The sequence below is a fragment of the Mycobacterium sp. UM_11 genome, assembly GCF_001414075.1.
GTDB lineage: Bacteria > Actinomycetota > Actinomycetes > Mycobacteriales > Mycobacteriaceae > Mycobacterium.
In genome coordinates this window covers 51,854-77,795 of record NZ_LATC01000008.1, presented here as the reverse complement: position 1 = coordinate 77,795, position 25,942 = coordinate 51,854, and the positions used below count along the sequence as shown (strand labels likewise).

The window sequence follows — 25,942 nt, the reverse complement described above, 5'->3', positions numbered from 1 at the left end:
GGGCTCGGAGATGTGTATAAGAGACAGCGCCACGTCCTACGACATGGTCACCGACCGGATGGCCGCCGCGCCGACCGCCCGCTTCGAATCCCCGGGCGATCTCGGGCCCGGATACCAGCCGCCGCGGCCGGCCCCGCCCAGCGCATCGCCCGTGGCGGTCGCGCCCGCCGCCGCGGTCCCGGGCCCGCCGGTGGATCCCGCGCCGACCGCGACGACCCTAGCGCCCGCCCCGATTCCCGCCCCGCCGCAACAGGATTGGGGAAGCGCGCTCGGTGACGCCGCCGGCATGCCGGGGGGAGGCCTGGGCGGCGGGCTCGGCGGTGGCGGGGACGGCCTGCTCGGGCTGGCCGGCAGGATCGTCGATGCGGTCGGTGGGCTGATCGGCTCGACGGGCGACGGGTCGGGGGTTACCGATGCCCTCGACGACGGGGATGCCCTCGACGACGGGGATGCCTTCGACGAGGACCCCTTTCAGCCCGACGACGCGGACGACGAGCCCGCGGAGAAAGGAGAGGCCACACCCGACGGGGCGGTGCAGCCGGTCGAAGCGGCGACGCCGGAGGGTGCACCAATGCCCGAGGAGGTGCCGGTGCCCGAGAACGCGCCCATGCCGGCGGACGCGCCGGTGCCGGAGGCCCCGCCGCCGGGGGCGCCCGCGCCGGATGCGGCGCCGGCGGGCGAACCGCCTCCGCCGGGGACCGATGGCAAGACGCCCTGCGAGATCGCCGCCGACCAGCTGCCGCAGGCGGGGCAGTGACCGCTCAGGAGGGGCGCAGCTGCAGGATTTCCTCGATAAAACGCAGGGATTCGGCGCGGTCGTTGCCCAGCGGGCTGAGCAACATGGTCGTCACGCCGGCCTCGGCGAAGGCGGCCAGGCGTTCGGCGACGTATCCGCGCGGGCCGACCAGCGACATGCCGCGCACCAGTTCGTCCGGCACCGCGTCGATCGCCTCCTTCTTGCGGCCCGACAGGTACAGCTCCTGGATACGGTCGGCCACGTCGCCGAACCCGTAGCGGGTGGCCAGGGCGTGGTAGAAGTTGCGGCCCTTGGCGCCCATCCCGCCGAGGTACAGCCCCAGCTGCGGCTTGACCCACGCCAGCCGGTCGTCGACGTCGTCGCCGATGGCCACCGACGCGTGCACCATCACGTCCAGCGGCCCCAGCGCGGGATCCCGCTTGGCCGCGCCGGCCGCCAGCGCGTCGCCCCAGACCGACGCGGCCTTGTCCGGCAGGTAGAACACGGGCTGCCAGCCCTCGGCGATCTCGGCGGTGAGCTCGACATTCTTCGGGCCCAGCGCGGCGATCGTGATCGGAATGCGTTCGCGCACGGGGTGATTGATGAGCTGCAGGGACTTGCCCAGACCTGTCCCGCGGTCGGCGGGCAGCGGGATTTGGTATTGCTTGCCGTTGTGCTGCAGCCTTTCCCGCCGCCACACCTTGCGGCAGATCTCCACGATCTCGCGGGTGCGGCCCAGCGGGGCGTCGAACTCCACGCCGTGGAAGCCCTCGATCACCTGCGGCCCGGAGGTGCCGATGCCGAGCCGAAATCGCCCGTCGGACACGAAGTCCAGGCCCGCGGCGGTCATCGCCAGCAGCGACGGCGTGCGGATGTAGATGGGAAACACCCCCGAGGCCAACTCGACGGTGTTCGTCTTGGCGGCCAGATAGCCGAGCTGGCTCACGGCGTCGAACGCGTACGCCTCGGCAACCACGGCGATGTCGATGCCGGCCTTCTCGAGTTCCACCACGCGGTCCACGGCCTGATGAAAGCCGCCCGAATAATCCAGAGCGATCCCGATTCGCATCAACGACAGATACCACGACCGCACCGACGGGCGGCGTTTCGGGTTTCCTCGACGATCCGGTTCGGCACAGTTGGGCAATTACCCAGATGCCGCGTCATTTCAACAGCGCGACGATCTTCTCTTCCAACGCGACCGGCGGCGCCTCGGGATCCAGCGCGTCGGTCTTGGGCAGCTGCACATCGGGATCGGCGAAGTCGCGGTAGGTCTTGTCGCCACCCAGCGTGTAGAGCAGGTAACCGGTCAGCAGGGCGCGCACGGTCCGCTGCGTGCGCCGGTGCGGGCTAGCCAGGCCGAACACCTTCGTCAGCCGCCGGCCCTCGACCAGTCCGCCGGGCTGGGCCTTGCTGACGATGCGCAACGTGGCCGCGTCCCACGCGCGCGACAGCGACAGGGCGTTGGAGGTCAGCGAGTGCGGATCGCCCGGCGCGGTCAGGATCAGCCCCGGCAGCTTGAGCGTCCGGGCCGGATCTTCGGCCGGGGGGCTGGTGACGGCGGGAAACAGGGCCGCCGCCGCGGCCAGCTTGTTCGGCATGCCGGCCGCGGCGAACACGGCGGCTGACCCGCCGAAACCGTGCCCGACGGCGCCGAGCTTGGCCGGATGCACGCTGATCTTGCCCGGGCCCAGGCGCACGCCCGACACGATGTCCAGCGCGGTGCCGAGGTCGTAGGCGAGATTCAACACGGACGGGGCCAGGCCGCGTTCGGTGTCGGGTGCGCCGGCGACGATGCCCCACGACGCCAGGTGTTCGAGCAGACCGGCATAGCGGGCGGCCTTGGTGAGCCAGTCGTGGCCGAACGCGATCCCGGGCAGATTCAGCCCCGCCTCCGGCGTGTACACCACCCCCGGCAGCCCGGCGAACGCCAGGTCACCGCGCAAAACGCGATGCGGGCCACGGCGTTGCAGGGCTGCGAAGAGCTTGCGGGTGCGGGCCACGCGTCGACGTTAGCGCATCGCGGCTAGGCCCTGACTTCGATCACACCCACCCGCCACAGCGCCGCGTACATGTGGCGCAACGGGATGCTCAGCACCCGGGCCGCGGCGTCCACCATCGGGTCGCCGCTGCTGAGCGGCGCACGGTGACGGCGCCGGGGCGCGGGCGTGGTCGTGGGCGCGGGAGCCAGCGTCAGGGCGGGCGCGGGCGAGCTGGTTACCACGTCGTCGAACAGGACAGCAGTCATGATTCTCCCCTTGAAGGAATACAGAATTTCGGATTAACAGTTATGAACAAGCGGTTTACGCGTAGTTTGAATTTTCTGGCCAAGCCGAATTAACGGCGAGGCGTTAAACGCGATTACCGGGTAGCTAGACAATCGGCATTGATGTCTGTATTAAACGGTTATTGTGGAAGAAGATATGGTTGCGCTGCGCGCGTTCTCACCGGTGGATCTGCGATTCCCCCAGGTGGTGATCATCTTGCGGGCGTCAACGAGCCGTCCTTTCTGCTGACTTCGGTGGGAGCCAGTCCTAGCCGATAAGCAGAATTCTAAGTAGCTGAATTGCTAGAGCGATGACGCATGCGAAAACGCCACAAATACATCAGGTGAAAAACGTTTCTGCCGTTTATGAAGACGGTGTGAAGCGGAAGCTCAGCGTCCTTGCGCCGGAAAACCGGGCGGATGCGTCCACGACGTCCACCGGGCCCCGTCCCAGTAGCGCTGTCCGGGCCCCGACGGGTCCTGATACCAACCCGGCGGCGGGCCGGCGGCGGGCGGGGCCGGGATGTGGCCGGCGGCGGGCGGGGCCGGGATGTAGCCGGCGGCGGGCCCGGCGCCGTAGCCGGCGGGGGCGGGCTGCGCGGCCAGCCTGCGCACCTCCCGGATCGCGTTCCAATTCGAGATCAGCGCGATCCAGTTCATGACCAGCACCGACAGCAGGCTCCACCAACCCGCCAGCAAGTTGAGGGTCTGCGCCGAGCGGTATGCGCGTTCGCACTGTTCGAGTGTGCCGGTGAAGGTGTAGCGACGGTTATACCAGAGCACGAGGGCGCCGATGTGCTCGGTGAGCCGGACGGAGAACTGGCGGTACGGGTCGCTCAAATCGGGCCTTTCGCGCAGGTGGGCGGCCTAACCCTACCCGCGGAGTGCGGGCTGGGGGTGCGGCCTGCACTACCCTGGTTCAAATGTGCGGAATTGTCGGCTACGTCGGGCAGCAGCCTGCCTGCCAGGTCGTCATGGATGCGCTGCGCCGGATGGAGTACCGCGGCTACGACTCGTCGGGCATCGCACTGGTCAACGGCGCCGGGACGCTGACCGTGTGCCGCCGGGCCGGCCGGCTGGCCAACCTGGAGGACGCGGTCGCCCAGATGCCGGCCGAATCGCTTGGCGGAACCACCGGCCTGGGCCACACCCGGTGGGCCACCCACGGGCGCCCGACGGACCGCAACGCGCACCCGCACCGCGACGCCGCCGGCAAGATCGCCGTCGTCCATAACGGCATCATCGAGAACTACCCCAGCCTGCGGCACGAGTTGGAGGCCGAGGGCGTCGAATTCGTCAGCGACACCGACACCGAGGTCGCCGTGCACCTGGTGGCGCACGCGTACCGGCACGGCGAGACCGCCGGCGACTTCCCCGCCTCGGTGCTGGCCGTGCTGCGCCGGCTGGAGGGCCACTTCACCCTGGTGTTCACCAACGCCGACGAGCCCGGCACCATCGTGGCCGCCCGCCGCTCCACCCCGCTGGTGCTCGGCATCGGCGACGGGGAGATGTTCGTCGGCTCCGACGTCGCGGCGTTCATCCCGCACACCCGCGACGCCATCGAACTCGGCCAGGACCAGGCCGTGGTGCTCACCGCCGACGGCTACCGGATCACCGACTTCCACGGCAACGCCGATGTCGAGTACCGCGAGTTCCACATCGACTGGGACCTGGCCGCCGCGGAAAAGGGCGGCTACGAGTACTTCATGCTCAAGGAGATCGCCGAGCAGCCCGCCGCGGTGGCCGACACCCTGCTGGGGCACTTCGTCGACGGCCGGATCGTACTGGACGAACAGCGGCTCTCCGATCAGGAGCTGCGCGAGATCGACAAGGTGTTCGTGGTGGCCTGCGGCACCGCGTATCACTCCGGGCTGCTCGCGAAGTACGCGATCGAGCACTGGACCCGGCTGCCGGTCGAAGTGGAACTGGCCAGCGAATTCCGCTACCGCGACCCGGTGCTGGACCGCAGCACCCTGGTGGTCGCCATCTCCCAGTCCGGGGAGACCGCTGACACCCTGGAGGCCGTCCGGCACGCCAAGGAGCAGAAGGCCAAGGTGCTGGCGATCTGCAACACCAACGGCTCGCAGATCCCGCGCGAGTGTGACGCCGTGCTCTACACCCGCGCCGGCCCCGAGATCGGCGTGGCCTCCACGAAAACGTTCCTGGCCCAAATCACCGCCAATTACTTGGTGGGGCTGGCGCTGGCCCAAGCCCGCGGCACCAAATACCCCGACGAGGTCGAGCGGGAGTACCAGGAGCTGGAGTCGATGCCGGACCTGGTCGCGCGGGTGCTCGCGATGATCGAGCCGGTGGCCGCGCTGGCATATCGGTTCGCCCAGTCCTCGACCGTGTTGTTCCTGGGACGCCACGTCGGTTACCCGGTGGCGCTCGAGGGCGCGCTGAAACTCAAGGAACTGGCCTACATGCACGCCGAGGGGTTCGCCGCCGGCGAGCTCAAGCACGGCCCGATCGCGCTGATCGAGGACGACCTGCCGGTGATCGTCGTCATGCCCTCACCCAAGGGGCAGGCCACGCTGCACGCCAAGCTGCTGTCCAACATTCGGGAGATCCAGGCGCGCGGCGCGATCACCATCGTCATCGCCGAAGAGGGCGACGACACCGTGCGGCCCTACGCCGACCACCTGATCGAAATTCCAGCGGTGTCAACGCTTCTGCAGCCGTTGCTGTCGACCATCCCGCTGCAGGTGTTCGCCGCGTCGGTGGCCCAGGCCCGCGGCTACGACGTGGACAAGCCGCGCAACCTGGCCAAGTCCGTTACCGTCGAGTGACGATGCGTCGCGCTTGCGCGGCGAGGAGGAACGAGACAATCGGGGCCGTCGAATAGGCGCCGACAAACGAACGGCTTCGGCCGTATCGCCGCGAGATGCGCGGCCATTCCATTAGATTGCCCTCTGGAACAGCAACTCCATGGGGTGAGGAGCAGCATGCGACCGGCGGTCAGAAGGCTCGCCACGGTGGGAATCATCGTGCTCGTTCTCGGGACATACATCGCGCTGATCGGCCTCTACAAGGACACCGTCGAAGGGTCCGCCCCCGGCACCCTGAGCGACAACGCGGAGACCGCCAGCCAGAGCATGGCGACCCTGACCGTGGAGGAGATGCAGTCCAACTACAGCGCCGTCGTCGCCAATGTGGCTGTCGCACCGGGGCCCTCGCTGCTGGATCCGGTCACCCACCGCCTCAAGGAAGATCTGGTGCTGCGAATCAGATCGTCGGCCCAGCCCAGTCGCAAGGACTATTCGCCGGGCATGCTTCCCGGCGTCTTCCCGCTGCCGCTGACCATCGCCGGTCACCTGGAACGCTGGCCCTTCGACAACTACGAGTCGGGGCCGATCGAGGTGCAACTCTTTCCCGGTGGAGATACGACTAAGCCCCCCATACTCATTCCGGTCAGACTCATCGACCACCTGTCGGGCTTCAAGGTCACCATGTCCAAGATCCCGGGCCACGAGGCGTACCGCATGCACGTGCGGCGCGCGCTGAGCACCGCGGTGTTCGGCATGGTCATCTGCGGCGTGCTCATCGCGATCGCCGGCCTCGCCGTCGTCGTCGCCGTCCAGACGCTGCGCAACCGCCGCAAGTTCCAGCCCCCGATGACGACGTGGTACGCGGCCATGCTGTTCGCCGTGGTGCCCCTGCGTAACGCGCTGCCCGGCCTGCCACCCTTCGGGGCGTGGATCGACGTGACGATCGTGCTCTGGGTGATCGTCGCGTTGGTGACCGCGATGCTGATTTACATCGTCTGCTGGTGGCGGCACCTGAAGCCCGAGGTTCCCGCCCCGCCGCCCGACCCGGTCCCGGCGCCTTCGGGTTGAAATCCCGTTCGCTGCAACGTTTTTCGATAATCGAGTAGGGGGTGGTCGTGAAGTTCGGCGTCGTGGCTCTGATCGTGGGGGTCGTCGGGGCGTACGTCGCCTCGGCCGCGTTGTATGCCAACAGCGGGGGACACCATCACCACCAGGACACCGCCGCGGCGGGTGACCGAAGCACGGCCACGCTGGTGATCGAGGACATTCAATCGAACTACAGCGTGCTGATGGCCAACCTGTCCATCTCGCCCGCGTCGGGCCTGCTGGATCCGGAGACCCAGCACCTCAACCAAGACCTCAGTCTGCGAGTGCGATCCGTGGCGACGCCGACCCGCCGCACCTGGACCAAGGGCATGCTGCCCGGGGTTTTTCCCGTTCCGCTGACCATCGCGGGGGAGATCGAGAATTGGCCCTTCGACCGCTACGGGTCGGGGCCGGTCGAGATCGAGCTCATGCGCGGCGGCAGCGAAACCGTCGCCGAACGGCTGCCGGTGACCTTCGTCAACCACCTTTCCGGTTGGCAGGTGTCCACCGAGGGGGCCGGTCCTTACCGGGTGAGCGTGCACCGCTCGCTGAGCGCCGCGGCGTTCGGCCTCGTCATCTGCGGCGTGCTCGTCGCCATCGCAGGGCTGGGCCTGTTCGTCGCGGTTCAGACGGCGCGCAACCGCCGGAAGTTTCAGCCCCCGATGACGACGTGGTACGCGGCGATGCTTTTCGCGGTGGTGCCGCTGCGCAACGCGCTTCCCGGCTCGCCGCCGTTCGGCGGCTGGATCGACATCACCCTGGTGCTCTGGGTGCTCGTCGTCCTGGTGTTGTCCATGCTGCTCTACATCTCCTGCTGGTGGCGCCATCTGCGACCCGAGGTGACCGCGGCGCCGGCGAACCCAGCATGAGGTTCGCCGTCGTAGGTGTCATCGCGTCCCTCATCGCGGCATACGTCGCGTCGGTTGCGCTGTACGCGCACAGCCGGACGGCGCATCACCGGGCCGAAGTCCCGGCGGCGGGCAGCACCAGTAGCGCAACGTTTTCGGTCGAAGACGTGCAATCCAACTACAGCGTTCTCGTGATCAACCTGGCCATCTCGCCCGGCTCGTCATTGCTGGATCCGCAGACGCAGCACCTCAACGAAGACCTCAGCCTGTGGGTCCGGTCCGCCGCCACGCCGGTCCGCCGGAGCTGGTCCAAGGGCATGCTGCCCGGGGTGTTTCCGGTCCCGGTGACCATCGCCGGGGAGATCGAACGCTGGCCCTTCGACCGCTACGAGTCGGGGCCGATCGAGGTCGAGCTGCTGCACGGCGGCGAGGGGGGCGTCCCCGAGCGCTTGCCCGCGACGTTCGTCAACCACCTTCCCGGCTGGCAGGTCCACGCCAGCAACGGCGGCGGGCTCGGCCCGTACCGGGTGAGCCTGCAGCGGTCGCTCAGCGCGGCGGCGTTCGGCCTCGTCATCTGCGGGGTGCTGATCGCCATCGCCGCCCTCGGCGCCTTCGTCGCGATCCAGACCGTTCGTGACCGGCGCAAGTTCCAGCCCCCGATGACGACCTGGTACGCGGCGATGCTCTTCGCGGTGGTGCCGCTGCGTAACGCGCTTCCCGGCTCGCCGCCGTTCGGCGGCTGGATCGACATCACGATCGTGCTCTGGGTGCTCGTCGTGTTGGTGATCTCGATGCTGCTCTACATCACCTGCTGGTGGCGGCATCTGCGTCCCGACGCCGAACCACCGGCGAAGTCGGCCTGACACGTTTGCCGTCTAACCGGGACGGCGCGTCGCGAGCGTGCGAAGGTGATGACGTGACGGATGCACCGGTGCGGTCCCGACTGCGCAGCATGGGCCTCGCGGTCTGGCACTACGTCAGCGGCGCGCCCCTGACCTACGGGTGGCTCATCGTCCTGCTGATCACGACGCTCCTGCAGCACTGGCTGCCCCAGCGGCAACTGCACAAGATGCTGATGCACCATTCCACCAACATCCACGGGCTGGCGCGCGATCCGCTCGACGTGCTGTTCTCCAGCCTGTTGTGGATCGACGGGTACAACCTGACGCCCTACCTGCTGCTGTTCACGCTGTTCCTGGCGCCGGCCGAACACTGGCTCGGTCAATTGCGTTGGCTCACAGTGGGATTGAGTGCCCACATCCTGTCCACCTATTTTAGCGAGGGTCTGCTGTATTTGGCGATCGAGCAACGCGACGCGTCGGAGCGGCTGGTGAACGCCCGCGACATCGGCGTGAGCTACTTCCTGGTCGGGGTGATGGCGGTGCTGGCCTATCACATCGCGCCGCCGTGGCGGTGGGGCTATCTGGCCGTGCTGTTCATCATTTTCGGCTTTCCATTGATCACGATGGACCGTATTGAGCTGAACTTCACCGCAATCGGGCATTTCACCTCGATCCTTGTCGGGCTCTGCTTCTACCCGATGACGCGGCACATGGACCCTCGGCAGCTCAGCCCGGCCCGGCTGCGGGCCGCGGTGCGGCGGCGCCGCTCGCCCGAGGCATCGGCCTGATCCGCGCGGCCGCCGACCCGTAATGTGGCAATGGTGCGGCACTACTACTCCGTAGACGCGATCCGCCAGGCCGAGGCGCCGCTGCTGGCCAGCCTGCCCGACGGGGCCCTGATGAGGCGCGCGGCCTTCGGCCTGGCCGCCGAGATCGTCGCCGAACTGCGGGCCCGCGCCGGCGGGGTGTCCGGCCGCCGGGTGTGCGCGGTCGTCGGCTCGGGTGATAACGGCGGCGACGCGCTGTGGGCCGCCACCTTCGTGCGCCGGCGCGGCGCCGCCGCCGACGCGGTGCTGCTCAATCCGGAACGCACCCACGCCAAGGGGCTGGCTGCATTCACCAAGGCCGGCGGCCGTGTCGTCGAAAATGTTTCGCCCACAACCGATCTCGTCATCGACGGGGTGGTCGGCATCTCCGGCTCCGGGGCGCTGCGGCCGGCCGCGGCGCAGGTGTTCGCCGCGGTCGACGCCGCGGGTATCCCGGTGGTCGCGGTCGACATCCCCAGCGGCGTCGACGCGGCGACCGGGGCGATCCCGGGCCCGGCGGTGCGCGCCGTGCTCACCGTCACCTTCGGCGGGCTCAAACCCGTGCACGCGCTCGCCGACTGCGGGCGGGTGAAGCTGATCGACATCGGGCTCGATCTGCCGGACACCGACTTGGTGGGCTTCGAGGCGGCCGACGTGGCCGCGCGCTGGCCGGTGCCCGGCCCCCACGACGACAAGTACACCCAGGGCGTGACCGGCGTGATGGCCGGCTCGTCGACCTATCCCGGCGCCGCCGTGCTGTGCACCGGCGCCGCCGTCGCGGCCACCTCCGGCATGGTCCGCTACGCCGGCAGCGCGCACCGGGAGGTGCTCGCGCACTGGCCGGAGGTGATCGCGTCACCCACCCCGGCGTCGGCCGGGCGGGTCCAATCCTGGGTCGTGGGACCGGGATTGGGCACCGACGACACCGGCGCCGCCGCGCTGTGGTTCGCGCTGGAGACCGACCTGCCGGTGATCGTCGACGCCGACGCGCTGACCATTCTGGCCGCGCACCCCGACCTGGTCGCGGGCCGCCAGGCGCCCACCGTGCTGACCCCGCACGCGGGTGAATTCGCCCGCCTGGCCGGCAATCCGCCCGGTGACGATCGGGTGGGCGCGTGCCGGAAGCTGGCCGACGCCCTCGGTGTCACGGTGTTGCTCAAGGGCAACGTCACCGTGATCGCCGATCCGGGCGGCCCGGTGTACCTCAACCCGGCCGGCCAATCCTGGGCGGCCACCGCCGGTTCCGGCGACGTGCTGTCCGGCATGATCGGCGCGCTGCTCGCGGCGGGCCTGCCGGCCGCGGAGGCCGCGGCCGCGGCCGCGTTCGTCCACGCGCGGGCCGCGGCGCTGTCGGCCGCCGACCCGGGCCCCGGTGACGCGCCGACGTCGGCGTCCCGGATCGTGCCGCACATCAGGGCCGCGCTGGCCGCCCTATAACGAGAGGATCCCAAGTGCCCCAACATCCTTCATTGCCCGCGCACGCCATCGCCCCCGCCTACACCGGCCGGCTGTTCACCGCGCCGGTGCCCGCGCTGCGGATGCCCGACGAATCGATGGACCCGGAGGCCGCCTACCGCTTCATCCACGACGAGTTGATGCTCGACGGCAGTTCGCGGCTGAACCTGGCCACCTTCGTGACCACCTGGATGGACCCCGAGGCCGGGCGGCTGATGGCGGAGACGTTCGACAAGAACATGATCGACAAGGACGAGTACCCGGCGACCGCGGCCATCGAGCAGCGCTGCGTGTGCATGGTGGCCGACCTGTTCCACGCCGACGGCCTGAACGACGCCGACCCCTACAGCGCCTGCGGGGTGTCCACGATCGGCTCCAGCGAGGCGGTCATGCTGGGCGGGCTGGCCATGAAGTGGCGGTGGCGGCAGAGGGCCGGCAAGGAATGGAAGGGCCGCACCCCCAACCTGGTGATGGGATCCAACGTCCAGGTGGTCTGGGAGAAGTTCTGCCGCTACTTCGACGTCGAGCCGCGCTACCTGCCGATGGAGGAGGGGCGCTACGTCATCACCCCCGAGCAGGTCGTCGACGCCGTCGACGAGGACACCATCGGCGTGGTGGCCATCCTGGGCACCACCTACACCGGCGAGCTGGAACCCGTCGCCGAGATCTGCGGCGCGCTGGACAAGCTGGCGGCCGACGGCGGCGTGGACGTGCCCGTGCACGTGGACGCCGCCAGCGGGGGGTTCGTGGTGCCGTTCCTGCACCCGGAGCTCAAGTGGGACTTCCGGCTGCCCCGGGTGGTGTCCATCAACGTCAGCGGGCACAAGTACGGGCTGACCTACCCCGGCGTCGGGTTCGTGGTGTGGCGCAGCAAGGAGCACCTGCCCGAGGAGCTGGTGTTCCGGGTCAACTACCTCGGCGGCGACATGCCGACGTTCACGCTGAACTTCTCCCGCCCGGGCAACCAGGTGGTCGGCCAGTACTACAACTTCCTGCGGCTGGGCCGCGACGGCTACACCAAGGTGATGCAGGCGCTGTCCGGGACGGCCCGCTGGCTGGGCGAGCAACTGCGGGTCAGCGATCACTGCGACCTGATCTCGGACGGCTCTGCGATCCCCGTGGTCGCCTTCCGGCTGGCCAAGGACCGCGGCTACACCGAGTTCGACGTCTCCCACGAGCTGCGCACCTACGGCTGGCAGGTGCCCGCCTACACGATGCCCGACAACGCCACGAACGTCTCGGTGCTGCGCATCGTGGTGCGCGAGGGACTGTCCGCCGACCTGGCCCGGGCGCTGCACGACGACGCCACCTCGGCGCTCGCGTCGCTGGACAAGGTCAAGCCGGGCGGGCACTACGACGCGCAGCACTTCGCGCACTAGGTTGCGCGCACAACGTCGACTTGTTGGGCTGACCAGGCCGGATGTTCGCCAACAAGTCGACGCTCGACGGGCGGTTCGGCACTTCTGGGACAATGGCCGCCGTGGCCGTTACCCCGATATCCCTGACCCCGGGCGTCCTCGCCGAGGCCCTGGTGGACCTGGGCGCCATTGAGCACAACACGCGGGTGTTGTGCGAGCACGCGGGGCGCGCGCAGGTGATGGCGGTCGTCAAGGCCGACGGGTATGGCCACGGCGCCAGCCAGTCCGCCCGCGCGGCGCTCGCCGGCGGGGCGGTCGAGCTGGGCGTCGCCACCGTCGCCGAGGCGCTGGCGCTGCGCGCCGACGGCATCACCGCGCCGGTGCTGGCCTGGCTGCACCCGCCCGGCATCGACTTCGGGCCCGCGCTGCTTTCCGACGTGGAGATCGCGGTGTCGTCCGAGCGCCAGCTGGGCGAGCTGCTGGACGCCGCGCGCCGCACGGGCCGCACCGGGACCGTGACCCTCAAGGTCGACACCGGGCTGAACCGCAACGGCGTGCACCCCGCGCGGTACCCGTCGATGCTGACCGCCCTGCGCCGGGCGGTCGCCGAGGAGGCCATCCGGCTGCGCGGGCTGATGTCCCACATGGTGTTCGCCGACCAACCGGCCAACCCCGTCAATGACCTTCAGGCCCAACGCTTCAGCGACATGCTGGCGCAGGCGGGCGAGCAGGGGGTGCGGTTCGAGGTCGCCCACCTGGCCAACTCGTCGGCCACCATGTCGCGTCCCGATCTGGCCTTCGACCTGGTGCGGCCCGGCGTCGCCGTGTACGGCCTGAGCCCCGTCCCCGAGCTCGGCGACATGGGGCTGGTCCCGGCGATGACGGTGAAATGCCCTGTGGCGCTTGTGAAGTCGATCAGCGCCGGTGAGAGCGTCTCGTACGGGCACACCTGGACCGCGGAGCGTGACACGAATCTGGCGCTGTTGCCGGTGGGCTACGCGGACGGCATCTTCCGCTCGTTGGGGGGGCGGCTGGAGGTGTTGATCAACGGCAAGCGACGGCCCGGGGTGGGGCGAATCTGCATGGACCAGTTCGTCGTCGACCTCGGCCCCGGCCGGCCCGACGTGGCCGAGGGCGACGAGGCCATCCTGTTCGGCCCGGGCAACCGCGGGGAACCCACCGCGCAGGACTGGGCCGACCTGCTTGGCACCATCCATTACGAAGTGGTGACCAGCCCGCGCGGGCGCATCACCCGGACCTACCGCGAGGCGCGAACCATTGAGCCGTGAGAGAGCCCGCAGGCGCCAGAAGGGGGCATGGCTTGCGGGAGGGGCGGGGGTGACTGCCCTCGCCACCATCGTCGGAGCCTCCGCCCGCCGTTCGATGATCCAGCGCACCCACGGCGCCGAAGACCCGTACGCCGACGAGGATTTCGACCGGATCGACGACGACCGCCGCTCGGTGGTCACCACCCCCGACGGCGTGTCGCTCGCCATCCGCGAGGCCGGCCCGGCGGACGCCCCGTTGACCATGGTCTTCGTCCACGGCTTCTGTCTTCGGATGGGCGCCTTCCACTTTCAGCGGACGCGGCTGCCCCACCACCTTGGCCCCGGCGTCCGGATGGTGTTCTACGACCAGCGCGGGCACGGCAAATCCGACGAGGCCCCGCCCGAGAGCTACACGCTGACCCAGCTCGGAAAAGACCTGGAAAGCGTGCTGCAGGTGGTCGCACCGCGCGGGTTGGTGGTGCTGGTGGGCCACTCGATGGGCGGCATGACGGTGCTGTCGCACGCGCGCCAATTCCCCGACCAGTACGGGCGGCGGATCGTGGGGGCCGCGCTGATCAGCTCGGCGGCCGAGGGCGTCGCCCGCTCACCGCTGGGCGAAATCTTGAAAAACCCTGCGCTGGAAGCGTTTCGGTTCACCGCGCGGTCCGCGCCGAAGCTGATGCACCGCGGCCGCAACGTGTCGCGGTCGCTGATCGGCCCGATCCTGCGGGCCGCCTCCTACAGCGACCTGCACGTGAGCCGGAGCCTGGACGCCTTTTCGCAGCGGATGATGAACGGCACCCCGATCCCGACCATGGTCGAGTTCCTGGACGCCCTGGAGGCCCACGACGAGACCGCCGGGCTGTGGACCCTGCTGCGCATCCCCACCCTGATCGCCTGCGGTGACCACGACCTGCTGACACCGGACGAATACTCCCGCAAGATGGCGGCATCACTGCCGCAGTCCGAGCTGGTCATCGTTCGCGGGGCCAGCCACCTCGCGCTGCTGGACAAGCCCGAGGCGATCAATCACGGGCTGGTCCGGCTGGTCAAGCGGGCCACCCCGGGCCGCACCGCGCTGGCGGCCCGGTGGCTGCGCGAGAGGCTGCGCCGTCGTGGCTGAGTCGGGCGGCACGGCCACCCTCGAACGCGTCGAGGACACCATCGCGTTCGGGTCGCGGCTCGGCGCGCAGCTGTGTGCGGGCGACGTCGTGGTGCTCACCGGTCCGCTGGGAGCGGGAAAAACGGTGCTGGCCAAGGGGATTGCCGCGGCGATGGACGTCGACGGCCCGGTCACCTCGCCCTCCTATGTGCTGGCGCGGGTCCACCCGCCGCGGCGGCCGGGCGCACCGGCGATGATTCACGTCGACATGTACCGGCTGTTGGATACCGACGGCGCCGACCTGCTGGGTGAGCTCGACTCGCTGGACCTCGACACCGAGCTCGACGACGCGGTCGTCGTGGTCGAGTGGGGTGAGGGTCTCGTCGAGCGCCTCGCCGAGCGGCACCTCGACATTCGCCTGGAGCGGCTCAGCGGATCCGACGTGCGGATCGCGTCGTGGCAGTGGAGCCGTTCGTGAATCGCATTCTGGCCCTGGACACCTCCACCCCGGCCGTCACCGCCGGGATCGTGCGCCGCCCCGACCTGACGGTGCTGGCCGAACGCATCACCGTCGACGCCCGCGCGCACGCCGAACGCCTGACCCCGAATGTGCTTGCCGCCCTTGATGATGCTGGGCTGTCCATGGCCGACCTGGACGCCGTCGTGGTGGGCTGCGGACCCGGGCCGTTCACCGGCCTGCGGGCCGGGATGGCCACGGCCGCCGCCTACGGGCACGCGTTGGGCATCCCGGTGCGCGGGGTGTGCAGCCTGGACGCGATCGGGGTGCGCACCACGGGCGACGTGCTGGTGGTCACCGACGCCCGCCGCCGCGAGGTCTATTGGGCCCGCTACCGCGACGGCTCCCGGATGGCGGGTCCGGGCGTCAACGCCCCGGCCGACGTGGACCCCGGCCCCGCGCGCGCCGTCGCCGGGTCGCCGGAGCACGCCGCGCTGTTCGGCCTGCCGGTGACCGGGCCCACCCACCCGACGCCGGGCGGCCTGGTGGCCGCGGTGCCCGACTGGTCGCAGCGCCCATTGCCGTTGGTGGCCTTGTATCTTCGCCGCCCGGACGCCAAACCGATGGCGGCCCCACGATGACCGCGCCCAGCGAGCCCGTGACGCTCGGCGCCTTGACGCCCGCCGACGCGGCGCGCTGCGCCGAGCTGGAACGTCAGCTGTTCGACGGTGACGACCCGTGGCCCGCGGCGGCCTTCAACCGCGAATTGGCCAGCCGGCACAACCATTACGTCGGCGCACGGGTGGGAAGCACGCTCGTCGGCTATGCCGGAATCTCGCGGCTGGGCCGCACGCCGCCGTTCGAATACGAGGTGCACACCATCGGCGTCGACCCCGACTATCAGGGCCGCGGCATCGGGCGCAGGCTGCTCGACGAGCTGCTGGCCTTCGCCGGCGGGGGCGTCGTCTTCCTCGAGGTGCGCACCGACAACGAGACGGCGATCGGCCTGTACCGCAGCGTCGGCTTCGAACAGATCGGCCTGCGCCGGCGCTACTACAAAGCGAGCGGCGCCGACGCCTACACGATGCGGCGGGGTGCCCAATGATCATCTTGGCCATCGAAAGCTCTTGCGACGAAACGGGAGTCGGCATCGCCCGGCTCGACGATGACGGCCGCGTGACGCTGCTGGCCGACGAGGTCGCGTCCAGCGTCGACGAACACGTCCGCTTCGGCGGCGTGGTCCCCGAGATCGCGTCGCGGGCGCACCTGGAGGCGCTCGGGCCCACCATGCGCCGGGCGCTCGCGACGGCCGGCGTGGCCAAGCCCGACATCGTCGCCGCCACGATCGGGCCCGGACTGGCCGGTGCCCTGCTGGTGGGAGTCGCTGCCGCCAAGGCGTATTCGGCCGCGTGGGGGGTGCCGTTCTACGCCGTGAACCACCTGGGCGGGCACCTGGCCGCCGACGTCTACGAGCACGGCCCGCTCCCCGAATGCGTGGCGCTGCTGGTGTCCGGCGGGCACACGCACCTGTTGCACGTGCGCTCCCTCGGCGAACCGATCGTCGAGCTGGGCAGCACCGTCGACGACGCCGCCGGCGAGGCCTACGACAAGGTCGCGCGGCTGCTGGGGCTGGGCTACCCCGGCGGCAAGGTACTCGACGACCTGGCCCGCACCGGCGATCGCGAGGCCATCACCTTCCCGCGCGGCATGACGGGCCCCGCCGACGACCCGTACGCCTTCAGCTTCTCCGGGCTCAAGACCGCCGTGGCGCGCTATCTGGAGAGTCACCCGGACGCGGTCAACGCCGACGTCGCCGCCGGGTTCCAGGAAGCCGTCGCCGACGTGCTGACCATGAAGGCGGTGCGGGCGGCGACCGGGCTTGGCGTCTCGACGCTGCTGATCGCCGGGGGAGTGGCCGCCAATTCGCGGCTGCGGGAGCTGGCCGAGCAGCGCTGCGCGGCGGCGGGGCTGACGCTGCGGATCCCCCGGCCGCGGCTCTGCACCGACAACGGGGCGATGATCGCCTCCTTCGCCGCGCACCTGGTGGCCGCCGGGGCGCCCCCCTCGCCGCTGGACGCGCCCACCGACCCGGGCCTCCCGGTGGTAAAAGCCCAGGTCAGCTGATCGCTGGTAGCGAAAACCCGATACGCACCGGGCCGCCCTTGAGTGCTAGCACTCTCGTGTATAGAGTGCTAGGTGGCAATCGGCCAAACCCTGTGCCGGCACCCGCGACGACGGCCCTTGGGCACGGACGACTGCCGAATCCCTTGATAATTCCGGGGGACCCACCCCGGACCCGATCTAACTAGTGGAGGGCTCCAATCGTGGCGAAGGTGAACATCAAGCCACTCGAGGACAAGATTCTCGTGCAGGCCAACGAGGCCGAGACCACGACCGCGTCCGGTCTGGTCATTCCTGACACCGCCAAGGAGAAGCCGCAGGAAGGCACCGTCGTCGCCGTCGGTCCCGGCCGCTGGGACGAGGACGGCGAGAAGCGGATCCCGCTGGACGTCTCGGAAGGCGACACCGTGATCTACAGCAAGTACGGCGGCACCGAGATCAAGTACAACGGCGAGGAGTACCTGATCCTGTCGGCGCGCGACGTGCTGGCCGTCGTATCGAAGTAAGCACCGTGTTCCGCCCCGGCGATCCCCGCGCATACGCGGGTGATTTCCGGGGCGGCATGCGTTAGCGGGTATCAAACAAGGAGCCTGATGAGCAAGGTTATTGAGTACGACGAGACCGCGCGCCGCGCCATCGAGGCCGGCGTCAACGCGCTCGCCGACGCGGTCCGGGTGACGCTGGGCCCCCGTGGCCGGCATGTGGTGCTGGCCAAGGCATTTGGCGGGCCGACGGTCACCAACGACGGCGTCACCGTCGCGCGTGAGATCGAGCTGGAAGACCCGTTCGAAAACCTGGGCGCGCAGCTGGTGAAGTCGGTGGCCACCAAGACCAACGACGTGGCCGGCGACGGCACCACCACCGCGACGGTGCTGGCGCAGGCGTTGGTCAAGGGCGGTCTGCGCCTGGTTGCGGCCGGCGCCAACCCGATCGAGCTCGGCCTCGGAATTTCCAAGGCGGCCGACGCGGCGTCCGAGGCGCTGCTGGCGGCGGCCACCCCGGTGTCCGGCAAGGACGGGATCGCTCAGGTGGCGACGGTTTCGTCGCGCGATCAGCAGCTGGGCGCCTTGGTCGGCGAGGCGATGACCAAGGTCGGCGCCGACGGCGTCGTCAGCGTCGAGGAATCCTCGACGCTGAGCACCGAGCTGGAGTTCACCGAGGGCGTCGGCTTCGACAAGGGTTTCCTGTCGGCGTATTTCGTCACCGATTTCGATTCGCAGGAAGCCGTGCTGGACGACCCGGTGATCCTGCTGCACCAGGAGAAGATCAGCTCGCTGCCCGACCTGCTGCCGATGCTGGAGAAGGTGGCCGAGTCGGGTAAGCCTCTGCTGATCATCGCCGAGGACATCGAGGGCGAGGCCCTGGCGACCCTCGTGGTCAACTCGCTTCGCAAGACGCTCAAGGCGGTCGCCGTGAAGGCGCCGTTCTTCGGCGACCGGCGCAAGGCGTTCCTTGAGGACCTGGCGGTGGTCACCGGCGGCCAGGTGATCAACCCCGACGCCGGCCTGCTGCTGCGCGAGGTCGGCGCCGAGGTGCTGGGCTCGGCCCGTCGCGTGGTGGTCAGCAAGGACGACACCATCATCGTCGACGGCGGCGGCTCGAAGGACGCGGTCGCCGACCGGATCAAGCAGCTGCGCGCCGAGATCGAGAAGAGCGATTCCGACTGGGACCGCGAGAAGCTGCAGGAGCGGCTGGCCAAGCTGGCCGGCGGCGTGGCGGTGATCAAGGTGGGCGCCGCCACCGAGACTGCGCTCAAGGAACGCAAGGAAAGCGTCGAGGATGCCGTCGCGGCGGCCAAGGCCGCCGTCGAAGAGGGCATCGTTTCGGGTGGCGGCACGGCGCTGATCCAGGCGCGCGCGGCGCTGCAGGAGCTGCGCGGGTCGCTGTCCGGCGATCAGGCGGCTGGCGTCGAGGTGTTCGCCGAGGCGCTCGCGGCACCGCTGTACTGGATCGCCACCAACGCCGGACTGGACGGCGCGGTCGCGGTGAGCAAGGTCAGCGAGTTGCCGGCCGGGCACGGCCTGAACGCGGACAAGCTCACCTATGGTGACTTGCTCGCCGACGGCGTGATCGACCCGGTCAAGGTGACCCGCTCCGCGGTGCTCAACGCGGCCTCGGTGGCGCGGATGGTGCTGACCACCGAGACGGCCGTCGTCGACAAGCCCGCCGAAGAGGACGACCACGGGCACGGTCATCACCACCATCACTAGCGAGTAGCGCGAAACACCCCCGGTCCGTTGGGCCGGGGGTGTTTTCGTCTCGATCGCGAGCGTGCAACCAGTGCGAAAAACCCGCCGGGATGTCGCAGCCGGTACACGTTCGGCGGTTGAACGGTGGCATGATCGGGAAGACAGCCGCTCCGATGATTCGATCTGAGGTATACGGTGGCGGGATTGCGTCGGGCGGTGCTGACAGCGGTTGCCGGGCAGCTCGGCCGTCCGCATGGTGTTGTCGGTCGCGGAGTGGCGCTACTGCTCAATTGCGGCAATCGCCAGGCGGTGGCCGGCGCCGTCGAGGCGACGGAGGTCACAGCCGGAAATGCGGTGGCCGACATCGGTTTTGGTGGCGGACTCGGGCTTGAACTGCTCCTGCGGCGAGTCGGTCCGCAGGGGAGGGTCCACGGCGTCGAGGTCGCCGAGGACATGCTCGCGCGTGCCCGGGCGCGCTTCGCCGCCCAGATCGCGGCCGGCACACTGACACTGGAAAATGGGTCGCTGACCGCGTTGCCGATCGACGAAGGGTCGCTGGACGCGGCGATCACGGTCAACACGGTCTACTTCATCACCGACCTCGACGCGGCCTGCGCCGAACTCGCCCGCGTTCTGCGACCCGGTGGCCGGGCCGTGTTGGGGATCGGCGATCCCGACGCGATGGCCCGCTTGCCTTTCACCGCGTACGGGTTCACCCTTCGCCCGGTCGCGGATGTCGTCGCCTCCTTGAGGAGAGCGGGCCTCGAGGATGTAGAGCAGCGTCGCCTCGCCGACGTGGCGGTCCCACACCATTTGCTCGTTGCTTCCGCCCCGGGGTAGGTCGCTGCGTTACCCGCGGGCCGCGCGAGCGCGGGGGTGTTGATTCTTCGGATGCGGTCTGTTGGGATCGGTAGCGACGCGGGGGTTGTGCACTGGTTGTGACGAACAGACCAGGAAGGACCGCCATCATGCTGTTTGCCCAGTTGACCAAGAGACTCGCCGCCGCCGCCGTGCTGGCGGGGGGTACCGCGCTGACCGGGTGGGGTATGGGCGTCGCCCACGCGGACACGATGGAACCGCACCGCTGGTGCCCCGGCGACCCGAAGCAGATGCCCTACATCGTCAACCAATACATCGACTGGGACTGGAGCGTCTGCCACACCTGGTATCCGACCAATTACGGGATGGGCAACGTCACCAGCCAGGGCCGGCCGACCTCGATCTGGGATGGCGACAACCCGCCGATCGAGGCGATCACCAGGAGGACTTGCCCGCCGATCAGCTTCATGTGCCCTTAGCCCGGACTCCAGGCACATCGGCCGCGACCAAGCCTAAAATGGCGGATTCTGGGTCCTGCCGGGATTCGGAAACGCCGGGTTGGTGTAGGCCGGTGTCTCGGGCTCCTGGCCGGCATCGGGAGTAATCACCGGCGCCGGCCCGGACTCCGGCCCGGCCGGTGGGGTCGGTTGTGCCCGATGTTCGGGCGGTGGCGGCTTGGGCACCAAGTAGTTCCGCCACGCGCCCGGTGGGTTCGGTGGTGGGCCGATCGTGTTATCCGGCCAGCGCCATGAACAACCACCGGAAGCGCCCCCGAAATCGCCTGCCGGGATGGTCAACCCAAAACCCATGAAAGTTCCGCCGATGATGGAGTTACCACCTGGACCACCCATGTTCCAGCCGCCGTATTCGCAATGCCAGTGGGTGCTGTTCTCCTCGATGGGAAAATCGCAATAGTACGTCGTGGCCCCCGCCTCGAAAGTACTTCCGCCGACACCGGGATAGTCGCACACCCCGGGGCCGGGAATGTTGCCGCCCGGTCCGGCCCCGGCCGCCGGGGCATTGAGGACTGCCCACAACGTAACCCCCGGTGCCACAAGGAGTTTGATCGCTTTGCTCAGAGTCTGCGTCCTCGATGACAATGTGTTCACCACCAGAATCAAATTCGTTGCGGCTGGCCGCAAGGCCCAAATTGCACCGTAATACTGCTGCACGCCTTCTCACGTCGTTTCTGGTGAAATTCAGAGGCTGCTCCGAACCGCGCGTATTGCTAAGCTGGCCGCACCATGACGTGGGGGGCGCGAGCGTGAGCTATCCGCAGCAGTGGCCGCCGCAACCACCGCAGCACCCCCAGCAATGGCCTCCGCCGTACCCGCCGCCGGCTCCTCCGCCGCGCAAGACCAACGTCGCGCTGGTGGTCGTGCTCGTGGTCGCAGCGATCGTCGTCATGGTGCCGGTGGCCTTGGTCGGTTTCTACGTGGTGCGCGACATCGCCCGCGACGGCCTCGACGGGCGCGGCGGAGTCCAGAAAGCCACCTCGGTCATAAGCTTTGACGTGGTGTGCGAGCGCGGGTCCACCAGCAACGCCGCGGCCTACGGGAAGCCGTACAAGATTGTGGCGTTCGCTCCGAACGACGAGCCAAACCCGATGAACCAGTTGTCAAACACCCACTGGAACGAGGTGACACTCGACTCGCGCGCCGACTACCGGGTGAATCCCGCGGACTTCCAGTCGACCAATGTGGTTGCGTGCCTGACCCGTAAGCCTGGGAGCGAGGTGAAGTCTCGCACGTGTGACCTCAAGACCGACTCGGGCGAGCGGGTAACCGTCGACTATTACGCCGTGCAGTACGACGTCGAACTGCGCGAGGCGAGGACCGGCAAGCGCATCGAACAACTGGGCTCGGTGAATGGTCCGGTGACCGGCTGCCCGTTCATGGTGTGGGTCAACAAGCGCGAGCCGAAGGTTTACGCGAGCCCGGACGCCGCGGCGCTCGATGCCAAGCTCGCCGAATTCGCGCACAGGTGACCGGTTTTCGTGCGTTATAGCTTCGAGCCCAATCCCGCGATCAGGTTGACGGTGACCGCCAAGACGACCGCGCCGAGGAGGTAGGACAGCAACGCGTGGCGCAACACCGTCGCCCTGATGGACGACAGCCCGATCTCGGTGTCCGACACCTGAAAGGTCATGCCGACGGTGAACGCGACATAGGCGAAGTCCCGAAAACAAGGGCGCTCCGGGTCGTGGAAGTTGATGCCACCGGGGTCGTCCGAGTAATAGAGCCGCGCGTAGTGCACGGTGAACAACGTGTGCACGGCGAACCAGGATGCCGCGACGGTCAGGATGCCGACGACGGCGGCCGTTACGGTTCCAGGGCCCGAGTGCGACGCCGCGGCCACCACGTAACCGACCCCGCCCAGGCTCGCGACGCTGGCCGACACGATGACGGCGTCGGCCACCCAGCGGGTGGGGTCCTCCTTCGTCACGTATCTGCAGGTTTGCTCGGCGTCCATTCCGCCCAGGATGAGCCTCGTCCACAGCACGTAGACACCCGCGGTGACGATCCAGCCGGCGAGCGCGAATCGCCAGCCGATGGTGTTACCCACCCCGAACGCGACGGCGACGCCGAGCGCGACCGCAACCCCAATCCGGGCCGCGACCGTGTCGCGAAAGAAGGCAGCGAGGGATTTCACAACCCGACCTAAGCACGAGCGCTCGTCGTCCGGCGCGAAATCAGATCCCGACGATGACGATGCCCACGCCCACGACGATCGCCAGCGCGAGTGAGACCAGCAGGAAGCTGACGATCCACTCCTTCGGCGCCGAGGCCTCGTGGTCGGCCGCCGCGATCGGGGCCAGCCTGCGGCCCGCGCCCCATGCCGCCGCGAGCAGGGTGGCCAGCCAGTTCGCGTAGGCGGCGTACACGATCAGCACGACGGCCGCGACGCCCCAGGCGGTCGGCAGGTGGACGTGTGGCCACAGCAACCCGAGCAGCACGAGGAACATGCCGTTGAAGACACCCTCCAGGTGGCTCGACAGGGCCATGCGCGAGTTCTTCAGCGCCGGCACCGCTAACCCGGTGAGCAGACCGATCAGGAACAGCACCAACCCGAGCGTGAAGAGCATTGTCTGCACGTCAAGCACGCCGGGTCGCTCCGCCGGATCAGCGGGTTCCGGGCGGAAGGCTGGGCGGCGTCGTCACCGTCGTGGTCGGCAGGGTCGACGACGTGTAGCTCGGGGTGACGGTGACGGTGCTGGTGCTCGTCGACGGCGGCGGCACTTCGGTCGTGGTGGTGATCGTCGTGACGCTGGTGGTCGTCGAGGTGGACGACGTCGTCGTCGCCGACGCGGCGGCGATGACGCCGCAGGCCACAATCTTGCCCGAATCGCCGGTGGAGGTGCCGCTCAAGTTGTCCGCGTTCTGGTGGACGACGAGCGCGGTGCCCGAGCTGCTCCTCAGGTCCGATGAGGTGATCAGGCTGGTGGTGGTGACGAGCTTCGCCGAGCCGTCGTTGCGCACCTGCAGTGCGGTCAGGTCACCGCTGGCCGGAAAGCCCGTGTGATTCGGCGCCTGGTAGACGGACCCCGAGGACTGGAAGTCCCCCTCGCATTTGCCCACCGAGTGGATCATCAGCGCGTGGAATCCGGGGCTCAGGACCTGGTTCGGGCCGGCTTCCACGGTCACCGTGGCGTAGCCGTTCGCGAAATCGATGGTGGCGGTGCCGACCTGGTTTCCGTCGGCGCTCTTCAATTGCGTGGTCATCCGCTCGCTGCCGGGCGGCGCGCTGGAGGACGGCGACGTGGTGGCCTGGCCACCCTGTTGGTTTGCGCATGCGGCCAACGGTGCAATGGCCGCGGCTAGCACCGCGGTCTTGAAGGATACGCCCTTGTTCTTCATGGGCCGGTCGTACCCCGATTGGCGGCGATCGAAACGATTACAGCAAACTCAGCATGGCCGCGCGGCCGCGGACGCGCAGCGTGTTGATGGTGGACCGGCGTAATCGATCCATCCGCTCGAGCATCCGCTCGCCCAGCGCGTCGAGCATCTCGGCGCTCAAATCTATTGGGGCGGGACACAAGTCACGCTCCTCTTCGCTGGCGTGCGCGTCCAGGACGGTGACGAAGGAATGCCACTCGTCCTCGTACTGCGGCGCCGACGCCGGTGTTCGAAGCAGCACGGCCAGCTGATCCCAGACTTGCCGGTGCTCGGCGTGGGCGATGGCGACCAGCGTGCTCGCCTGCGACACCGCCGGATAGAACAGGTCGTCCTCGATCCGCATGTGGATGTCGAGCTCGATCAGCAAGCCGTCGAGGGCGTCTTGGCGCTCGTCGCTGTCCGGGGGCAGCGCGGTGATCTTCTCGCAGAACCCGCGCAAGACCTTGTGGTGCTCGAAAAGCACGTCGTAGGCGTTCATCTCGCGGCTCCCCGCACCTCGACCAACCCGGCGCGTATGCGCGCCGGGTAGTGGGGGAGCGACGCCGTCGCCGGTCCCCGCAGCACTTCCCCCGACTCGCAGGCGAAGCGCGAGCCGTGCCAGGGGCAGACGATTCGATCGCGATCGATCCAGCCGTCGTCCATCGGCGCACCCAGGTGGGGGCAGTGCGCGCCGACGGCCAGCACTCGTTCGTCGTCCCGGTACAGCACCACGCCCACGCCGTTCAGCTCGACCCGCCGGGGCCGGCCGTCCAGGGCCGAAGCCGGCAGCACCGGCGTCCACCGGTTCTCGCTCAGCCGGCTGCCGGAACGATCCACCCCGGTGCCCGATCCGAACACCAAGGCGCCGCCCAGATAGCCGCCGCCCAGGGTCAGGCCATAGCCCAGCGCGCTGCTCGCCACCCCGCGTCGCCGGCGGCCGTGGCCGCGGTCCCACCACGACAGCGCGTACAACGCGGTCGCGACGCCGTTCACCACGCCATGGATGAGGCCGACCCGTCGGGACTCCTCGTGGGTGTGCTGCCAGTCGGTCAGGCCGGTCGCGGCGGCGCCGACGCTGCCGGCGAGCCCGACCCCGAGCGCGAACCTCGACGCGTCCCGCCACCGGCCGGCGTTTCCGGGCAGCAGCGAGGCCGCGTCCATCGCGACCGTCGTCGTCACGGCCCCCGTCGGCACGGACGTCAGCGCCGGGTGCAGCGGATGGCCCAGCCAGGTGCCGTGCAGCGCGTTGCTGATCCGGTCCCGGTGCCGGCCCATGGCCGCGAAGAGGAATGTCAGACCGTGCTCGAGCCGATAGCTCGGCCGATCCAGCCATTCCTGGCGTCCCAGGGCGGTCACTCCTGCGTGTGGTTGTTGCTTCACGGCACCTCCTGTGCGCGTGAGCGAACCGACGCGGGCTCCCCTGCACGACGGAACGCCCGAATTCTGTATCGGTGCGACGCCATTTCGCGCCGCTTCGATGCGAACTCGGCCGGTCGGCGGCCTAGTCCATGACGGTTACACGGATCGCGACGGCGAATCGTTCAACGACGTCGTGCGGGAGGCGTGCCGCCCCACCGGGGCGGCTGGATCGGCGCCTAGGCCGAGCGGCGGATGCCGCGGGCGCGACCGATGTCGCCCTTCAGCAGCAGGTCGCGCTCGGATTCCGAGAGGCCGCCCCAAACCCCGTAGGGCTCACCAACTTCCAGGGCGTGCGAGCGGCACTCCTGAATGACCGGGCACTGCCGGCACATTTCCTTCGCGCGCTGCTCGCGCTGCATGCGGGCCCGGCCGCGCTCACCGTCGGGATGGAAGAACATCGACGAGTCGACGCCGCGGCACAAGCCCTGCAGTTGCCAGTTCCAGATGTCGGCGTTGGGTCCAGGTAGCTGCTCCGGCTGTGGCATTGGTGTTTCCCTCTCTGCACGGCACGCCCAGTAAGGTCAGGA

The 25,942-nt window shown here is 69.2% G+C and carries 29 protein-coding genes and 1 pseudogene; 19 read left to right on the top strand and 11 right to left on the bottom strand.

Annotated elements, in window-relative coordinates; genetic code table 11:
• A pseudogene (locus WU80_RS26040) lies at window positions 1-757 on the top strand (hypothetical protein); the annotation flags it as partial.
• 4 nt (window positions 758-761) lie between these two features.
• Here WU80_RS26040 and WU80_RS03945 read toward each other — a convergent pair.
• From WU80_RS03945 to WU80_RS03930, 4 genes are all read right to left on the bottom strand, one after another.
• The gene (locus WU80_RS03945) at window positions 762-1,805 is read right to left on the bottom strand and encodes an LLM class F420-dependent oxidoreductase (protein ID WP_055404795.1); all 1,044 of its coding nucleotides are present in this window, start codon (window positions 1,803-1,805) and stop codon (window positions 762-764) included.
• Window positions 1,806-1,899: 94 nt separating this feature from the next.
• A complete protein-coding gene (locus tag WU80_RS03940) occupies window positions 1,900-2,739 on the bottom strand; it encodes a dienelactone hydrolase family protein (RefSeq protein ID WP_055404784.1) in 840 nt (279 codons plus the stop codon).
• 23 nt (window positions 2,740-2,762) lie between these two features.
• Window positions 2,763-2,984: an Rv1535 family protein gene (locus tag WU80_RS03935; RefSeq protein ID WP_055404785.1), complete on the bottom strand. Its 222-nt coding sequence runs from the start codon at window positions 2,982-2,984 to the stop codon at window positions 2,763-2,765.
• Between the two features lie 408 nt (window positions 2,985-3,392).
• The gene (locus WU80_RS03930) at window positions 3,393-3,842 is read right to left on the bottom strand and encodes a DUF2510 domain-containing protein (RefSeq protein WP_055404786.1); all 450 of its coding nucleotides are present in this window, start codon (window positions 3,840-3,842) and stop codon (window positions 3,393-3,395) included.
• A gap of 83 nt (window positions 3,843-3,925) precedes the next feature.
• On the opposite strand from WU80_RS03930, the gene glmS reads away from it, so the two are divergent.
• From glmS to WU80_RS03845, 17 genes are all read left to right on the top strand, one after another.
• Complete coding sequence (glmS, locus tag WU80_RS03925; protein WP_055404787.1) at window positions 3,926-5,791, top strand: glutamine--fructose-6-phosphate transaminase (isomerizing); 1,866 nt, start codon at window positions 3,926-3,928, stop codon at window positions 5,789-5,791.
• 156 nt (window positions 5,792-5,947) lie between these two features.
• A complete protein-coding gene (locus WU80_RS03920; protein ID WP_055404796.1) occupies window positions 5,948-6,838 on the top strand; it encodes a DUF4436 domain-containing protein in 891 nt (296 codons plus the stop codon).
• A gap of 47 nt (window positions 6,839-6,885) precedes the next feature.
• Entirely contained in the window at window positions 6,886-7,725 is an 840-nt protein-coding gene (locus WU80_RS03915; RefSeq protein WP_055404797.1) for a DUF4436 domain-containing protein, read from the top strand.
• A complete protein-coding gene (locus WU80_RS03910) occupies window positions 7,722-8,567 on the top strand; it encodes a DUF4436 domain-containing protein (RefSeq protein WP_055404788.1) in 846 nt (281 codons plus the stop codon). Before WU80_RS03915 ends, WU80_RS03910 begins: the two co-directional genes overlap by 4 nt.
• A gap of 89 nt (window positions 8,568-8,656) precedes the next feature.
• The gene (locus WU80_RS03905) at window positions 8,657-9,334 is read left to right on the top strand and encodes a rhomboid-like protein (RefSeq protein WP_055404789.1); all 678 of its coding nucleotides are present in this window, start codon (window positions 8,657-8,659) and stop codon (window positions 9,332-9,334) included.
• A 33-nt stretch (window positions 9,335-9,367) separates the two neighbouring features.
• On the top strand, window positions 9,368-10,789 hold the full coding sequence (locus tag WU80_RS03900; RefSeq protein ID WP_055404798.1) for a bifunctional ADP-dependent NAD(P)H-hydrate dehydratase/NAD(P)H-hydrate epimerase: 1,422 nt from the start codon (window positions 9,368-9,370) through the stop codon (window positions 10,787-10,789).
• A gap of 14 nt (window positions 10,790-10,803) precedes the next feature.
• Window positions 10,804-12,186, top strand: a complete 1,383-nt coding sequence (locus WU80_RS03895) for a glutamate decarboxylase (protein ID WP_055404790.1) — start codon at window positions 10,804-10,806, stop codon at window positions 12,184-12,186.
• 101 nt (window positions 12,187-12,287) lie between these two features.
• Window positions 12,288-13,454: an alanine racemase gene (alr, locus tag WU80_RS03890; RefSeq protein WP_197281302.1), complete on the top strand. Its 1,167-nt coding sequence runs from the start codon at window positions 12,288-12,290 to the stop codon at window positions 13,452-13,454.
• Between the two features lie 49 nt (window positions 13,455-13,503).
• Window positions 13,504-14,556, top strand: coding sequence for an alpha/beta fold hydrolase (locus WU80_RS03885; protein WP_197281303.1), 1,053 nt, complete (start codon window positions 13,504-13,506; stop codon window positions 14,554-14,556).
• Complete coding sequence (tsaE, locus tag WU80_RS03880) at window positions 14,549-15,013, top strand: tRNA (adenosine(37)-N6)-threonylcarbamoyltransferase complex ATPase subunit type 1 TsaE (protein WP_055404792.1); 465 nt, start codon at window positions 14,549-14,551, stop codon at window positions 15,011-15,013. Before WU80_RS03885 ends, tsaE begins: the two co-directional genes overlap by 8 nt.
• Entirely contained in the window at window positions 15,010-15,633 is a 624-nt protein-coding gene (tsaB, locus tag WU80_RS03875) for a tRNA (adenosine(37)-N6)-threonylcarbamoyltransferase complex dimerization subunit type 1 TsaB (protein ID WP_055404800.1), read from the top strand. The genes tsaE and tsaB overlap by 4 nt, the downstream gene beginning before the upstream one ends.
• The gene (gene rimI / locus WU80_RS03870; RefSeq protein ID WP_055404793.1) at window positions 15,630-16,097 is read left to right on the top strand and encodes a ribosomal protein S18-alanine N-acetyltransferase; all 468 of its coding nucleotides are present in this window, start codon (window positions 15,630-15,632) and stop codon (window positions 16,095-16,097) included. The genes tsaB and rimI overlap by 4 nt, the downstream gene beginning before the upstream one ends.
• Window positions 16,094-17,116, top strand: coding sequence for a tRNA (adenosine(37)-N6)-threonylcarbamoyltransferase complex transferase subunit TsaD (gene tsaD, locus WU80_RS03865; protein ID WP_055404794.1), 1,023 nt, complete (start codon window positions 16,094-16,096; stop codon window positions 17,114-17,116). Before rimI ends, tsaD begins: the two co-directional genes overlap by 4 nt.
• 200 nt (window positions 17,117-17,316) lie before the next feature.
• On the top strand, window positions 17,317-17,619 hold the full coding sequence (gene groES / locus WU80_RS03860) for a co-chaperone GroES (RefSeq protein ID WP_007167930.1): 303 nt from the start codon (window positions 17,317-17,319) through the stop codon (window positions 17,617-17,619).
• 87 nt (window positions 17,620-17,706) lie between these two features.
• A complete protein-coding gene (gene groL / locus WU80_RS03855) occupies window positions 17,707-19,323 on the top strand; it encodes a chaperonin GroEL (RefSeq protein WP_055405728.1) in 1,617 nt (538 codons plus the stop codon).
• A gap of 195 nt (window positions 19,324-19,518) precedes the next feature.
• Window positions 19,519-20,142, top strand: a complete 624-nt coding sequence (locus WU80_RS03850; protein ID WP_231633737.1) for a methyltransferase domain-containing protein — start codon at window positions 19,519-19,521, stop codon at window positions 20,140-20,142.
• 128 nt (window positions 20,143-20,270) lie between these two features.
• Window positions 20,271-20,600 (top strand): hypothetical protein, encoded by a 330-nt coding sequence (locus WU80_RS03845; protein WP_055401376.1) that lies wholly within the window; start codon window positions 20,271-20,273, stop codon window positions 20,598-20,600.
• A gap of 33 nt (window positions 20,601-20,633) precedes the next feature.
• On the opposite strand, the gene WU80_RS25765 is transcribed toward WU80_RS03845, so the two are convergent.
• Window positions 20,634-21,293 carry a hypothetical protein gene (locus WU80_RS25765; protein ID WP_156349476.1) on the bottom strand — a complete coding sequence of 220 codons (660 nt, stop codon included), beginning with the start codon at window positions 21,291-21,293 and terminating at the stop codon, window positions 20,634-20,636.
• 20 nt (window positions 21,294-21,313) lie between these two features.
• Here WU80_RS25765 and WU80_RS03840 point away from each other — a divergent pair, with 20 nt between their 5' ends.
• Window positions 21,314-22,108 carry a hypothetical protein gene (locus WU80_RS03840; protein ID WP_231633736.1) on the top strand — a complete coding sequence of 265 codons (795 nt, stop codon included), beginning with the start codon at window positions 21,314-21,316 and terminating at the stop codon, window positions 22,106-22,108.
• A 14-nt stretch (window positions 22,109-22,122) separates the two neighbouring features.
• On the opposite strand, the gene WU80_RS03835 is transcribed toward WU80_RS03840, so the two are convergent.
• The 6 genes from WU80_RS03835 to WU80_RS03810 form a co-directional block, all read right to left on the bottom strand.
• On the bottom strand, window positions 22,123-22,773 hold the full coding sequence (locus WU80_RS03835; RefSeq protein ID WP_055401374.1) for a DUF1345 domain-containing protein: 651 nt from the start codon (window positions 22,771-22,773) through the stop codon (window positions 22,123-22,125).
• A gap of 40 nt (window positions 22,774-22,813) precedes the next feature.
• Window positions 22,814-23,215 carry a hypothetical protein gene (locus WU80_RS03830; protein ID WP_055401371.1) on the bottom strand — a complete coding sequence of 134 codons (402 nt, stop codon included), beginning with the start codon at window positions 23,213-23,215 and terminating at the stop codon, window positions 22,814-22,816.
• Window positions 23,216-23,243: 28 nt separating this feature from the next.
• Window positions 23,244-23,978 (bottom strand): superoxide dismutase family protein, encoded by a 735-nt coding sequence (locus tag WU80_RS03825; RefSeq protein ID WP_055401369.1) that lies wholly within the window; start codon window positions 23,976-23,978, stop codon window positions 23,244-23,246.
• A gap of 37 nt (window positions 23,979-24,015) precedes the next feature.
• The gene (locus tag WU80_RS03820) at window positions 24,016-24,495 is read right to left on the bottom strand and encodes a hemerythrin domain-containing protein (RefSeq protein WP_055401367.1); all 480 of its coding nucleotides are present in this window, start codon (window positions 24,493-24,495) and stop codon (window positions 24,016-24,018) included.
• Window positions 24,492-25,376 carry a Rieske 2Fe-2S domain-containing protein gene (locus tag WU80_RS03815; RefSeq protein ID WP_055401365.1) on the bottom strand — a complete coding sequence of 295 codons (885 nt, stop codon included), beginning with the start codon at window positions 25,374-25,376 and terminating at the stop codon, window positions 24,492-24,494. Before WU80_RS03815 ends, WU80_RS03820 begins: the two co-directional genes overlap by 4 nt.
• Before the next feature lie 215 nt (window positions 25,377-25,591).
• The gene (locus tag WU80_RS03810) at window positions 25,592-25,900 is read right to left on the bottom strand and encodes a WhiB family transcriptional regulator (protein WP_055401363.1); all 309 of its coding nucleotides are present in this window, start codon (window positions 25,898-25,900) and stop codon (window positions 25,592-25,594) included.
• Window positions 25,901-25,942 lie beyond the last annotated feature (42 nt).